Source organism: Qipengyuania polymorpha (assembly GCF_019711435.1).
GTDB lineage: Bacteria > Pseudomonadota > Alphaproteobacteria > Sphingomonadales > Sphingomonadaceae > Qipengyuania > Qipengyuania polymorpha.
Genome location: NZ_JAIGNK010000001.1, coordinates 799528 through 813176, shown reverse-complemented (window position 1 = coordinate 813176; position 13649 = coordinate 799528). Strand labels below are relative to the sequence as shown.

The following is a 13649-nucleotide window of genomic DNA, read 5'->3' as shown; positions in this document are numbered from 1 at the left end:
GCGGAAATACGCGGTTAGCGAGGGTTAACCCTGACCGTGTTCCTTCCGCGCGATCTCGTGGAGCCAGTCGGCGTGGCGCGGCGCCTTCTTGGTCTCGCTCCATTCGTCGAGCATCAGCGGAGCAACGCGCTTCAATTCGGCATATTGCTCGTCCGTACCTATATCGGTCGCCAGCTCTACCCGATGGCCGTTCGGGTCGAAGAAATAGATGGACTTGAAGATGCCGTGGTGCGTCGGGCCGAGAACGTCGATGCCGAGGCTTTCCACGTGCTCCTTGGCCGCCTCGAGTTCTTCCTCGCTGCCGACCTTGAAGGCAAGATGCTGGACCCAGGCGGGCGTGTTCTCGTCGCGGCCCATGTCCTTCTGGTTGGGCAGCTCGAAGAAGGCGAGGATGTTGCCGTTACCCGCGTCGAGGAAAACGTGCATGTAGGGGTCGTATTCCCCGGTCGAGGGTACGTGGTCTTCAGCGAAGGCAGTGGTGTATTCCATGCCAAGGACCTTGCCGTACCATTCGACGGTCTCTTTGGCGTCCTTGCAGCGATAGGCGGCGTGATGGACGCCGCCCAGCTTCACGGGATGTGTTGCGGTCTCGTTCATTCGGCAGGCTCCGCCTCGATCGTCTCGGCATCTTCGACCTTGAGAACACCGCGGCGCACCTGGTCGCGCTCCATGCTTTCGAAGAGGGCCTTGAAGTTGCCTTCGCCGAAGCCTTCATCGCCCTTGCGCTGGATGAATTCGAAGAACACCGGGCCAACCTGTGCTTCGGCAAAAATCTGCAGCAGCAGGCGGGGCTGGCCGCCTTCGGTTGTGCCGTCGAGCAGGATTCCGCGCATCTTGAGCTGTTCGACGTCCTCGCCGTGGTCGGGCAGGCGCTCGGAGAGCATTTCGTAATAGGTTTCGGGCGGGGCGGTCATGAAGGGGACGCCCAGCTCCTTGAGATTGTCCCAGCACTGCACGAGGTCGTCACAGATGAGCGCGATGTGCTGGATGCCCTCGCCGTTGAACTCCTTGAGGAACTCTTCGATCTGGCCCTTGCCGCCTTCGCCTTCTTCGTTGAGCGGGATGCGGATCTTGCCGTCGGGTGCCGTGAGCGCCTTCGAGGTCAAGCCGGTATATTCGCCCTTGATGTCGAAGAAGCGGATTTCGCGGAAATTGAAGAGCGTTTCGTAATAATCCGCCCAGTACTTCATACGACCGTTGTAGACGTTGTGCGTCAGGTGGTCGATCACATTGAAGCCCGCGCCGACAGGCCATTTCTCGACACCCTCGAGATATTCGAAATCGATGTCGTAGATCGAAAGTCCGTCTTCGCCCTGCTCTGCATAGCGGTCGATCAGGTAGACGATTGCGCCGCCGATTCCGCGGATGGCGGGGATGCGCAGTTCCATCGGGCCGGTGTCGACGGTGACCGGCTCCGCACCGCGCTTCAGCAGCTCTTCGTAAGCGTGCTTGGCGTCACGCACGCGGAAGCCCATGCCGCAGGCCGAGGGGCCATGCTCGCGGGCAAAGTACCATGCGGCGCTGCGCGGTTCGTAATTGAGGATGAGGTTGATCCCGCCCTGGCGCCACAGGTCCACGTCCTTCGAACGATGCGTGGCGACCTGGGTGAAGCCCATGGCTTCGAAAACCGGTTCGATAACGCCCTTGGTGGGTGCACAGAATTCGACGAACTCGAAGCCGTCGAGGCCGATGGGGTTTTCGAAAAGGTCGGGCATTGTGGTCCTCTGTCCGGTAGATAGTTTCAATGGAAACCAAATAGGCAAGAGCCTTAGGCGTGTCAAGAATCGAACGGCTGGGCGCGATGGGACGTTCCATTGCCCCGGCAACTCGCGAATATCCCTTGCACCAGAAGGTTAACTGTGATTCTGTGCGTTTCATGAGGCGGCGAGGCAGACTCGATACTCTTGGCAAAAAACGGACGACGCAGAATGCGGCGCTCGTGGTGCTGCTCGTCCTCGGCGGGCTGGGCATTGCCGGGCCGTCGGGCCTGCTCGCATGGAGCGAGAACCTGCGCCTGCTCGACCAGCGCGAGGCCCAGCTCGAAGCGCTGCAGAAGGAAAAGGCCGCACTCGAAAACAAGGTGGCTTTGCTCCACCCCGACCACGCCGACCCAGACATGGTGGGCGAACTGCTGCGCAGCCAGTTGAACGTCGTACACCCTGACGAAGTCGTCATCAAACTCGACGACTGACCTTCCCAAGGTCCAACACTACGGTCGGAACTCCCGCAATTCCGTAAGGTTTTCGTATGCAAGGCACGCGCCCCGTTGCGCTGCCCGTGACCCTGTGCCTATAGGCGCGGTCAGAGAGACTTCCCGTTACGGAAAAGGGACGATACGTTTTGGCCAAGGCCCCCAAGAACAAGACCCCGCGCAGCCCCGCGGAAAACCTCGATTTCGCGCTTCACTCGCTCCAGGAAGAGCTCGAGAAGACCAAGCGCTATGATGCTTCGGAAGAACAGCTGAAGCACTTCTACGAGCAGATGCTGCTCATCCGCCGCTTCGAAGAGCGCGCCGGCCAGCTGTACGGCCTCGGCCTCATCGGCGGCTTCTGCCACCTTTACATCGGACAGGAAGCAGTTGCCGTCGGCCTGCAGTCCGCGCTTACCGAGAAGCTCGACAGCGTCATCACCGGCTACCGCGACCATGGGCATATGCTTGCCTACGGCATCGATCCCAAGGTCATCATGGCCGAGCTGACGGGCCGCGAGGCCGGCATCTCGAAGGGCAAGGGCGGGTCGATGCACATGTTCTCGACCGAGCATAAGTTCTACGGCGGTCACGGCATCGTCGGGGCGCAGGTCGCGCTTGGCGGCGGACTGGCGCTAGCCCACCAGTACAACGACGACGGCGGCCTGTGCCTTGCCTATTTCGGTGACGGCGCGGCCAACCAGGGACAGGTTTACGAGACCTTCAATATGGCCTCGCTGTGGAAGCTTCCCATCGTCTTCGTGGTCGAGAACAACCAGTACGCCATGGGCACCGCAGTCGGCCGCTCCAGCGCGGAGACCGAATTCTACCGCCGCGGCACCGCGTTCCGCATCCCGGGCATGAAGGTCAACGGCATGGACGTGCTCGAAGTGCGCCAGGCCGCTGAAATCGCCTTCACGCATGTCCGCGAGGGCAGGGGGCCTGTGCTGATGGAATGCGAAACCTATCGCTACCGCGGCCACTCCATGTCCGACCCTGCCAAGTACCGCACCCGCGAGGAAGTGCAGGACGTCAAGGAACACAAGGACCCCATCGAGGGCCTGAAGAAGATCCTGATCGAACAGGGCAACAGCGAGGAAGACTTGAAAGCCATCGACAAGGACATCCGCAAGGTCGTGAGCGAAGCGGCGGACTTCGCCGAAAACTCGCCCGAGCCTGAGGCATCCGAACTCTACACCGATGTTCTGGTGGAGGAGTATTGAGCAATGGCTATCGAACTCAAGATGCCCGCCCTGTCGCCCACCATGGAAGAGGGCACACTCGCCAAGTGGCTCAAGCAGGAAGGTGACACGATCGAAATCGGCGACATCATCGCCGAGATCGAGACCGACAAGGCGACGATGGAATTCGAAGCGGTCGATGAAGGCACGCTCGGCAAGATCCTTGTCGCGGAAGGCACCGAGAACGTCGCAGTCGGCACGGTCATCGCCATGCTGGCAGGCGAGGGCGAGGACGCGTCCGACATGGCCGATGCCGCTCCTGCCGACCCGGTTCCGGGCGAGGGCAAGGACGTCGGCCGTCCGGACGCTTCGGGCGAGGGGAGCGAAGCGGAAATCGCCAAGCCCGCCAAGAAGTCCGGCGTAAAGGATCCCGAAATCCCGCACGGCACGAACATGCAGACCATCACCGTCCGCGAGGCCCTTCGCGACGGCATGGCCGAGGAAATGCGCCGCGACGAGCGTGTCTTCGTGATGGGCGAGGAAGTCGCTCAGTACCAGGGCGCCTACAAGGTCACGCAGGGCCTGCTCGACGAGTTCGGTCCCAAGCGCGTCATCGATACGCCGATTACCGAGTACGGTTTCGCCGGTATCGGTACGGGCGCGGCAATGGGCGGCCTGCGCCCCATCGTCGAGTTCATGACCTTCAACTTCGCCATGCAGGCAATCGACCACATCATCAATTCGGCAGCCAAGACCAACTATATGTCCGGCGGCCAGATGCGCTGCCCGGTCGTGTTCCGCGGTCCGAATGCTGCTGCAAGCCGCGTCGGCGCGCAGCACAGCCAGAACTACGGCCCGTGGTACGCCAGCGTCCCCGGCCTCATCGTGATTGCCCCCTATGACGCTTACGATGCCAAGGGCCTGATGAAGGCCGCGATCCGCTGCGAAGACCCGGTTGTCTTCCTCGAGAACGAGCTGGTCTACGGCCGCAGCTTCGAACTGCCCGAACTCGACGACCACGTGCTCCCTATCGGCAAGGCACGCATCATGCGCGAAGGTTCGGATGTCACCATCGTCGCCTACTCGATTGCGGTCGGCCTTGCGCTGGAAGCTGCCGAGGAACTGGCGGGCGAGGGCATCGATGCCGAAGTCATCGACCTGCGCACGCTGCGTCCGCTCGACAAGGAAACCGTGCTCGAAAGCCTCAAGAAGACCAACCGCCTCGTCATCGCCGAGGAAGGGTGGCCGACCTGCTCGATCGCTTCGGAAATCGTCGCGATCTGCATGGAAGAGGGCTTCGACCACCTCGACGCGCCGGTCACCCGCGTATGCGACGAGGACGTCCCGCTGCCCTATGCGGCGAACCTCGAAAAGCTGGCGCTCATCGACACGCCGCGTATCGTGAAGGCAGCCAAGAAGGTCTGCTACCGCGACTGAAACGAAACGGGGCCCGCGGTCACCCCGCGAGCCCCGTAATTTTCAGCGCCTAGCCCGAAATCACTCGTCGATCATGAAGATCGGGCGCTCGAACTTCTGTTCCTTGCTGACGAAGTCGAAGAAAGGCAGCACGTCGGGCGGCGTGTAGGTAATGGTCATCGTCCGTTCGTGAGTCCCGTGGATACGGGTAGTCGCGACAGGAGTGACGACGACATCGATGCTGTCGTTCAGCATGTAAGGCGCAGCCTGGGCGATGGCGATGCCTTTGTCCTGAATATCCGAGTCGGTCGGCTCTCTCTGGTTCATGTATTCGACCACTGCCCAACGGGCAGTATCCGAGGCTACACCGCGAATCGAGTTGTAGGCCTGCATGCTGATCCCGATCTGGATCAGGCCGAAGAAAATCCCGAAGAAGACGGGTGCGAGAATGGCGAATTCGACAATGGTCGAACCCTGCTCGTTCCCTGCCAGACGCTTGCAGAAGGGCACGCTCATGAGATCTGGATCCTCCGGCGAATGTCGTAGGTGACCTTTTCACCGATACCGAAAGAGGTCCAGACCGGCGTGTACTCATCCCACACGTTGAGGTGGATGAATTCCGAAATCACCGCTCCCGTCGCGCAGCTCGAGGTGCTGTCGACCAGCGCCGCAGTCGCATCGCAGCGATATTTCTTCAGCAACCGAACCTTGCCCTCGGGCAAACCCGTCGAAGCCTCGATGATGAGTTCGATTTCATCGAGGTCATCCTGATCTTCCGGGATCGATGCCAGCACGACTGCGGCCGCTTCGGCAACCGCAATCTGAAGCTCGTTCTCGCGCGAGATGATCTGGCTCGCCTCATATCCCCCGAGCGCCATCATGACGAGCACGGGAAGGACGATGGCGGTCTCGACCATGAACGAGCCATCCTCGTTGCGGGCGAAATTCGCGAGGTGGGAAAGGCGCTTGATCACAGGACCAACCTCACCCGGGTGCGGCCTTCACCGACGACGATATCGTGGGTCTTGCCTGCCGGACAAAGCGTCTCGAGATCTGCGCCACCGCTGATCGAGAGCTTGCCCGTGGCAACCATCAGGCACTCTGCCGAAGCGTTCATGCTACCGGCCAGTGCGAGATCGCTATTGGGCATATAGATCGTGCCGTTGAGGTCGAAATGCGAACCACCGGTAATCTTGTTGTTGGCACTGCCAGGGGAGTCGGGATGCTCGAATATCAACATGTTCTCGAGCTTGGCCGCATGCTCGGCATCGGTGATATTCGTATAGGCGAGGATCTCGTTTGCCGTCATCGGCGTAAGATAGACTTTTGCGCCACCCTCAAAGTTGATGCTCACGCCATTCTCGAGAACGAACATCACGCCTTCACCAATCAGGGTCTTGCCGCCTGTCAGCGAGAGTGTGCCCCCGGAAATGACATAGACACCACTCTCCATCACAGCATTGCACTTGATGTTCATGCCATTTTCGTAGGTGCCTGGCTGGAGCGTAAAATCGTTATCGAGGTACTCCTTGTTAGTGTAGACATAGGTCGTAGTCGTGGTCGGCTCTGCATAGATCTTGTCCGGACCTGAACCGGCGACCTGGCTGAGACTACCGACCGTGGTCGACGTCTTGTCAGTCGGCTCTTCGTTGAAATCGGAGTCTACAATGGTCGGGTATGTGGTGGTGGTACCTTCCAGGGCCCCCGCGCCCGAATACTCGATAGGATCAGCGGCTTTCGCGGAGCTTTTGTTGGCGCCCTTGTAATACAGATAGGTGATCTCTTCCGTGATCGTCTCGTCTGCTTGCCAATTGGCCAAACGCTCATTCCCGCTGCAACCATCGACCGTGCCAGGGTTGTCCCGGCTCGTCGTGTCGTCGGGAGGGGTCAGGTCTTCCCACGGGTCGACCATGTTGTCGTAGTTTTCGACGACTTCGGCATTCACGAATGCACCGGCGCTATCTTCGATGCCGCCGCCGGCAATAACCCAGTTGATGTCTTGCGCCCCCGAGTTGCCGTCCGTCGCGATGGCGTTGCCGGCGGTCGAACGCGCGCCGACGCCGCATGCTGCATCGACCGTGTAGGTACCGCTGAACCACATGGTTTTCGGCGATTCCGTATCGAGTGAATAAAGGCACGCCGTGAACTGCTTGGTGGTTTCCCAAATCGCCTGAGCTTTCACGGCGACGGTCATGCCATCGCCAAGCACCAGTTTTGTAAACGGCAATTCAGCCGTGGCCGATGCTTCGGCCTCTACCGCATTATCGTCGATATCTTCATATTCGATCAGCTTGATCCGATGACTTAGAAGATAATTCTTGGTGCGGGACAGGTTCGAGTAAAACTCCTGACGCGAACGTTTCTTGAAGGCCGCATCTGCACCGTCTGCGTTGGTCGAAGTATCGCCATTGCCTCGCGCCCACGCGGCGGCCAGCGCGGACTGGTCCACGGCGTACTGCAATTCTCGTTTCCAGAGGTAATACTGGGCCATGTCCACGCCCAGTCCGGCGGAACCGAACAGGACCGGTGCGCCCATGGCGACCAATAGCATGGCGTTGCCGCTGGTATCGTCGCGCAGGCGATGCAGGAAAGTCTTGATGCCCATATACCCCGTTGAACCTCGTAGAAAGGAACCTCTTCGACCGTGCCTGATAGAAGGGCAGTTCCTTATTTTTCATGTACCGGGAGTGGTTAATTTCCCGTTTCCCATGTCCGAAGTCGGCAGGTTTCCTTGACACGCGGGCAGCGGGTGGGCCTAGGCCAACGCCATGGATGACACTGCACCATACAACCTGCCGGAGTGGGGCCCGCTCGTCCTTTCCTACGCAAAAGAAGACCAACGTGGCGCGCTCGACGCCCTCTTGCGGCTCGACGAAAACCTTGCCCGCATCGTGCGCAGCGTGTCGGAACCGGCGCTCGGACAGCTACGCTTGGCCTGGTGGCGAGATGAAATCCTTCGCGAGCGCGCCGCCGGATCCGCTCCGCCACCCGACCCGCTGCTCAGGTCGATCCTCGACTATTGGCACTCGGAGCGCAGCGAATGTGTGGCCCTGATCGATGGCTGGGAACATCTGCTATTCGAATTCCCTCTCGATGACGAAGCCCGAACTGGTTTCCGGCACGGCCGCGCCCGCGCATTTGCTGCCCTCGCGAAATTGGCCGGTCATCAGGGCAGCGCCGAGAACGCGGCCAGCCATGGCGAAGCCTGGGCTGCAGCAGAGCTTGGCATGATGGGACACGAAACGCGCGAGCATACGGAGCCATTGCCGCAGCTTCCCCGCGACCTGCGATCGCTTGCGATCATCGGAGGTCTGGCCCGCCGCTCCATCAAGCGTGGCGGCGCGCCCTTGTTTGGCGACCGCCTAAGCCCGCTCGCAGCAATGAGGCTTGGAATTTTCGGGTCTTAGGCTAGGTTTGCAGGCGAGCAAGGGGAGAGCTCGCGAAGTGAAAGCCTTCATAACCGGTTCGCTTGTAACGCTGATGATGGCGGGCGTCGGCCTATTCTGGTGGGAAGGGCGCGCCGCGGTGGAAGAGGCCGCACCGCCGCCCGATCCCATGGCCTTCGCGCCTCCCGCCTATGATCCCGAAGCGCTGCCCGTCAGCGATCCCGGCGACATGGAAGGCCCCGCGCCTCCAGAGGCCAGCGAATTGACCAAGGAACAACAGCGCTTCTTCCGCTACGACCGCAACCGCGACTGGCGAATAACGCGCAGCGAGATGCTGTCGACCCGCTCGGATGCTTTCCGCAAGCTCGACAAGGATGGCAACAACCTCCTCACCTTCGAGGAGTGGGCGGTCACCACGGTCGAAAAGTTCGAAGGCGCCGATGCCAATGGCGACCGCGAGCTTTCGCCCAGCGAGTTCGCCACTACCAAGCCCAAACCTGCCAAGAAACGTCGCTGCGCCTGCTGATCAGGCGGGGACTGCCTCGAGGGTGTCCAGCCACTCGCCGAATTCCGCCTTGGCGCGCGAGGTATAGGCCTCCTTGCGCTGCTTTTTCTTCACATCGTGGAGCGGCGGGAAAAGGCCGAAGTTCACATTCATCGGCTGGAAGGTGTCGGCTTCCGCATCGCCGGTAATGTGCGATAGCAACGCTCCAAAGGCGGTAGTGCGGGGCGGTGGCGTCCAGTCGCGTCCCGCCAATTCGCTCGCCGCCATCATGCCTGCCATCAGGCCCACAGCTGAGCTTTCGACATAGCCCTCACATCCAGTGATTTGCCCTGCGAAACGGATATGCTCGCCGCCACGCAGGCGTAGCTGCCGGTCGAGGACGAGAGGTGAGTTGATAAAGGTGTTGCGGTGCAATCCGCCGAGACGCGCGAACTCTGCATTCTCAAGGCCCGGAATGGTGCGGAACAGTTCTATTTGCGCGCCATATTTCAGCTTGGTCTGGAACCCGACCATGTTCCACAATGTGCCGAGCTTGTTGTCCTGCCGCAGCTGCACCACCGCATAGGGCCACTTGCCCTGCGGGTGCTCTTCGCTCGTGTCGTAAGGATTGTCGAGGCCGACGCCCTTCATCGGGCCGTAGCGCAGGGTTTCCACCCCGCGCGATGCCATCACCTCGATCGGCATGCAGCCATCGAAATAGGGCGTGTCAGCTTCCCATTCACGGAATTCGGTCTTCTCGCCGTCCATCAGGCCCTGGTGGAAGGCGAGGTACTGCTCCTTGGTCATCGGGCAATTGATATAATCGCCATCTTCGTTCGAGGCCTCGGTGCGCTTGTTCCAGCGGCTCTGGATCCAGCACTTCGACATGTCGATGCTGTCGCGGTGCACAATGGGTGCAATCGCGTCGAAAAAGGCGAGGCGGTCCTGCCCGGTCGATTTCACGATGCTCTCGGCAAGCGATTGCGCGGTCAGCGGTCCGGTAGCGACGATGGTCGGGCCGGAGGAGGGGAGGGCATCGACCCGCTCGCGAACCACGGTGATGTTCGGATGTTCTTCGAGAGTGCGCTGCACTTCGGCGGAAAACACATCGCGGTCGACGGCCATGGCGCTGCCGGCCGGCACCCGCGCAACTTCGCCGGCGCGCATGATGATGCTGTCGAGGCGGCGCATTTCGTGGTGCAGCAGGCCGACTGCGTTCTTGTCGCTGTCATCGCTGCGGAAGCTGTTCGAGCAGACGAGCTCGGCCAGGCCGTCGGTCTGGTGGGCAGGCGTCATCTCGCCGCTGCCGCGCATTTCGGAGAGGCGGACCTTGTAGCCGCGCCGTGCAAGCTGCCACGCCGCTTCGCTTCCGGCGAGGCCGCCGCCGATAATCTGGATGTCGTGTGTCATGTTGCGCGCCACCTAGTGCTTGCACCCGCCCTCTATCAAGGGAATAGGTGCGCGATGCCAAAACGCGCACTCATAGACCACCGGCCATACCTGCTGCTCAGCCTGCTTTTCGGCATCAGCTATTTCTTCGTGATGGACGGAAAGGTGGGTGGCAGCTTCCTCTCGCTATGGAAGGGCGCCGGTGTTGCTTTCCTCGCCATCTACGCCGCCCAGCGGGGACGGGGCAGGGAGGGGGTGCTCATCACGCTGGTCATGGCGTTCGGTGCGCTGGCCGACGTTGTGCTGGAGTTCAATTTCCTCTTCGGCGGAGCGCTGTTTGCCGTCGGCCACCTCATCGCCATTGGGCTCTTCATGACCCAGCGGCGCGAGCAGGCCACCGCCAGCCAGAAAGCCGCCGGTCTCGCGCTTTTGCTCGCTACCCCGATGCTTGCCGGAATGCTGACCTATCCGCTCGAGAACTGGTACCTCGCCGCGCTTTACGCACTCGTGGTCGGCGCGATGGCGGGGGCTGCCTGGACGAGCCGTTTCCCGCGATACCGTGTGGGTATCGGCGCGGTGCTCTTCGTCGTCAGCGACCTCATAATCTTTGCGCGCGAGTCCGGGCAGATGCCGCGCGACATCGCCGAGTGGCTGGTGTGGCCACTCTATTATGGCGGTCAGTTCCTGATTGCGACCGGGGTCATCCAGACAATCCGCAAGGGCAAGGTCTAACCCGCGCCCGGGAGGCTATCAGCCCCCCGGTTCGCCTTCGATATTCTTGTCCGAATGCGCCGTCGTGTGCGGCTCGGTCTTGTTGAGTCCGCCGCGCGCGGCAATCTCGTCCTGAACCCGCTCTTCGGCTTCGTTTTCCGGTTCCTCGGTTTCGTCGATCAGCGCCGCGCCGACGATGTTCTCGCCCTTGGCCACGTTGAAGATGCGCACGCCCGACGAACCGCGGCCCGAAATCGAGAAGCCTTCATGGTTCTCGAAGCCGCCTTCCACCATATGGCGGAAGGTGATGGGTAGGCGGATGAGCTTGGCCTGATCGGTCACCAGCATGAGCTGCGAACCGTGCTTGACCGGGAAACTCGCCACAACCGGACCGTTGCGCTCGGGATTGCTGGAAGGTTCACCGATATTGGTGAGGCCCATCCCGCCGCGGCCGATGGTGCGGTACTCGTAGGAGGACGAAATCTTGCCGTAGCCTTTGGTGGTCAGCGTCAGGATGAACTCTTCGGTCTCCGACAGTTCCTCGACCTTTTCGGCGGGAAGCGTTGGCTCATTATCGTTGTTCTTCCACTCCGCAGCACGAAGATAGGCTTCACGCACCTCGGTTTCGGATTCACCGGCATCGAGCACGGCCATCGAGACGACCTTCTGGCCTTCCTTCAGCTTCATGCCGCGCACACCGATACCGGTACGGCTCTTGGTCTCGCGCGCGTCGGTAGCGGAGAAGCGGATCGCCTTGCCCGAATCCGAAGCGAGGAAGATTTCCTGGTCCTCGGTCAGCAGTTCGACACCGATAAGGCGGTCACCGCTGCCTTCGACGAAGCCCATGGCGTATTTGCCGTTGCTGGGTACGTTGGTGAAGGCATCCATCGAGTTGCGGCGGACCATTCCCTGCTCGGTCGCGAAGACGATGTTGAGGTTTTCCCACTCGTTCTCGTCCTCGGGCAGGGAAAGCACATTGGTAACCCGCTCGTCATCACCCAAGGGCAGGAGGTTGACCATCGGGCGGCCCTTGGTCTGCGGCCCGCCTTCGGGCAGCTTCCACACTTTCATACGGTAGACGCGGCCCGTATTCGTGAAGAACAACACCGGGTTGTGCGTCGAAGTTACGAACATTTCGACGACGGCATCCTCGTCCTTCGTCGCCATGCCGCTGCGGCCCTTGCCGCCGCGAGCCTGTGCACGGAAAGCGTCGAGCGGGGTACGCTTGATGTAGCCGCCGTGGGTAACGGTCACGACCATCTCTTCACGCTCGATAAGGTCTTCGTCGTCGATACCGTCCCATGCAGGCGCGATTTCTGAGACGCGCGGCGTGGCGTAGGCAGCTTTGATTTCCTCAAGCTCGCCGCGCATCACGCCGTAGAGCTTCACGCGGTCGGCGAGGATGGAGAGATATTCCTCGATGGAGAGCGAGAGTTCCTTGAGCTCGTCACCGATTTCATCGCGGCCCAGCGCGGTCAGGCGGTGGAGCCGCAGGTCGAGAATGGCTTTCACCTGACGCTCGGACAGGCGGTAGGTACCGCCGGCCTGCTCGTCGCTCGGCTCGATGGCTTCGACCAGCGCGATATATTGCGCGATGTCGCCGATGGGCCATTCCTTGGCGAGCAGGCGTGCGCGCGCTTCGGCAGGCGTCGGTGCGCCGCGGATCATTGCCACCACCTCGTCGAGGTTGGAGACGGCGACCACGAGGCCGAGCAAGATATGCGCCCGGTCGCGCGCCTTGTTCAGTTCGAACTTGGTGCGGCGGGTGATCACTTCCTCGCGGAAGGTGATGAAGGCCTGGATGAACTCGCGCAGCGTCAGGACTTCGGGGCGGCCGCCGCTGATGGCGAGCATGTTCGCCGGGAAGCTCGCCTGCGCAGGCGTGTAACGCCAGATCTGGTTGAGCACGACCTCGGGCGAGGCATCGCGCTTGAGGTCAACGACCACGCGCACGCCCTGGCGGCTGGATTCGTCGCGGATATCGGAGATACCCTCGATGCGCTTGTCCTTGGCCGCCTCGGCAATTTTCTCGACCAGACCGCTCTTGCCGACCTGGAAGGGGATGGAAGTGAGAACGATCGACTTGCGGTCGCCGCGCTTCTCTTCGATCGTGTGGCGCGCGCGCTGGAGGATGGAGCCGCGACCCGTCGTGTAGGCGGCACGGGCGCCCGACTTGCCGAGGATGAGCGGCGCGGTCGGGAAGTCCGGTCCCGGAATGATCTCGAACAGTTCCTCGCTCGTGATGGCGGGGTTGTCCATATAGGCGAAACAGCCGTCGATCACCTCGCCGAGATTATGCGGCGGGATGTTCGTCGCCATGCCGACCGCGATACCGCCCGCGCCATTGACGAGGAGGTTGGGGAAGCGGGCGGGCAGGACCGTAGGCTCGCGGCGCGAACCGTCGTAGTTGTCGGCGAAATCGACCGTGTCCTTGTCGAGGTCGTCGAGCAGCGAATTGGCGACGCGGGCAAGCCGCGCTTCGGTGTAACGCATGGATGCCGGCGGGTCGGGGTCCATCGAACCGAAGTTACCCTGGCCGTCGATCAGCGGGACGCGCAGCGACCAGTTCTGGGTCATACGCGCCAGCGCGTCGTAAATCGCCGCGTCACCATGCGGGTGGTAGTTACCCATCACGTCGCCGACGATCTTGGCGCTTTTGCGGAACGGGCGCCCGGCGACGAAGCCGCCTTCATTGCTGGCGTAGAGGATGCGGCGATGGACCGGCTTCAGCCCGTCGCGCACATCGGGCAATGCGCGGCTCACGATCACGCTCATCGCGTAATCGAGATAGCTCGTCTTCATTTCCTCGACGATGTCGATGCGGGTGTGTTCTTCGCCGCCCGGAATGGGGGAATCGATCGTGTCGATGTCGTCAGCCAAAACTGATGGTATCC

13 protein-coding genes are annotated in these 13649 nt (G+C 61.5%); 6 read left to right on the top strand and 7 right to left on the bottom strand.

All coding sequences use genetic code 11. The features are described 5' to 3' along the window. Nucleotides 1-24 precede the first annotated feature (24 nt). Together K3152_RS04045 and hppD are read right to left on the bottom strand one after the other, a co-directional pair. Nucleotides 25-597, bottom strand: a complete 573-nt coding sequence (locus tag K3152_RS04045) for a VOC family protein (protein WP_221572718.1) — start codon at nt 595-597, stop codon at nt 25-27. Next, nucleotides 594-1715, bottom strand: coding sequence for a 4-hydroxyphenylpyruvate dioxygenase (gene hppD, locus K3152_RS04040; RefSeq protein ID WP_221572717.1), 1122 nt, complete (start codon nt 1713-1715; stop codon nt 594-596). The genes K3152_RS04045 and hppD overlap by 4 nt, the downstream gene beginning before the upstream one ends. Before the next feature lie 224 nt (nt 1716-1939). Here hppD and K3152_RS04035 point away from each other — a divergent pair, with 224 nt between their 5' ends. From K3152_RS04035 to K3152_RS04025, 3 genes are all read left to right on the top strand, one after another. After that, nucleotides 1940-2191 carry an FtsB family cell division protein gene (locus tag K3152_RS04035; RefSeq protein ID WP_345719757.1) on the top strand — a complete coding sequence of 84 codons (252 nt, stop codon included), beginning with the start codon at nt 1940-1942 and terminating at the stop codon, nt 2189-2191. Between the two features lie 149 nt (nt 2192-2340). Next, nucleotides 2341-3411 (top strand): pyruvate dehydrogenase (acetyl-transferring) E1 component subunit alpha, encoded by a 1071-nt coding sequence (gene pdhA, locus K3152_RS04030; protein WP_221572715.1) that lies wholly within the window; start codon nt 2341-2343, stop codon nt 3409-3411. Between the two features lie 3 nt (nt 3412-3414). Beyond that, nucleotides 3415-4806, top strand: coding sequence for a pyruvate dehydrogenase complex E1 component subunit beta (locus tag K3152_RS04025; protein WP_221572714.1), 1392 nt, complete (start codon nt 3415-3417; stop codon nt 4804-4806). A gap of 60 nt (nt 4807-4866) precedes the next feature. On the opposite strand, the gene K3152_RS04020 is transcribed toward K3152_RS04025, so the two are convergent. The 3 genes from K3152_RS04020 to K3152_RS04010 are packed head-to-tail and all read right to left on the bottom strand — an operon-like array spanning nt 4867 to nt 7390. Continuing rightward, entirely contained in the window at nt 4867-5301 is a 435-nt protein-coding gene (locus tag K3152_RS04020; protein WP_221572713.1) for a TadE/TadG family type IV pilus assembly protein, read from the bottom strand. Next, the gene (locus tag K3152_RS04015) at nt 5298-5759 is read right to left on the bottom strand and encodes a TadE/TadG family type IV pilus assembly protein (protein ID WP_221572712.1); all 462 of its coding nucleotides are present in this window, start codon (nt 5757-5759) and stop codon (nt 5298-5300) included. Before K3152_RS04015 ends, K3152_RS04020 begins: the two co-directional genes overlap by 4 nt. Beyond that, on the bottom strand, nt 5756-7390 hold the full coding sequence (locus tag K3152_RS04010) for a TadE/TadG family type IV pilus assembly protein (protein ID WP_221572711.1): 1635 nt from the start codon (nt 7388-7390) through the stop codon (nt 5756-5758). Before K3152_RS04010 ends, K3152_RS04015 begins: the two co-directional genes overlap by 4 nt. A gap of 163 nt (nt 7391-7553) precedes the next feature. On the opposite strand from K3152_RS04010, the gene K3152_RS04005 reads away from it, so the two are divergent. Next, the gene (locus K3152_RS04005; RefSeq protein ID WP_221572710.1) at nt 7554-8192 is read left to right on the top strand and encodes a squalene/phytoene synthase family protein; all 639 of its coding nucleotides are present in this window, start codon (nt 7554-7556) and stop codon (nt 8190-8192) included. Between the two features lie 37 nt (nt 8193-8229). Beyond that, a complete protein-coding gene (locus K3152_RS04000; RefSeq protein ID WP_221572709.1) occupies nt 8230-8697 on the top strand; it encodes an EF-hand domain-containing protein in 468 nt (155 codons plus the stop codon). Here K3152_RS04000 and trmFO read toward each other — a convergent pair whose 3' ends face one another. Continuing rightward, nucleotides 8698-10065, bottom strand: coding sequence for a methylenetetrahydrofolate--tRNA-(uracil(54)-C(5))-methyltransferase (FADH(2)-oxidizing) TrmFO (trmFO, locus tag K3152_RS03995; RefSeq protein ID WP_221572708.1), 1368 nt, complete (start codon nt 10063-10065; stop codon nt 8698-8700). A gap of 54 nt (nt 10066-10119) precedes the next feature. Between trmFO and K3152_RS03990 the strand changes: the two genes are divergently transcribed. Then, nucleotides 10120-10776, top strand: a complete 657-nt coding sequence (locus K3152_RS03990) for a lysoplasmalogenase (RefSeq protein ID WP_221572707.1) — start codon at nt 10120-10122, stop codon at nt 10774-10776. 18 nt (nt 10777-10794) lie between these two features. On the opposite strand, the gene gyrA is transcribed toward K3152_RS03990, so the two are convergent. Then, nucleotides 10795-13635 carry a DNA gyrase subunit A gene (gene gyrA / locus K3152_RS03985; RefSeq protein WP_221572706.1) on the bottom strand — a complete coding sequence of 947 codons (2841 nt, stop codon included), beginning with the start codon at nt 13633-13635 and terminating at the stop codon, nt 10795-10797. Nucleotides 13636-13649 lie beyond the last annotated feature (14 nt).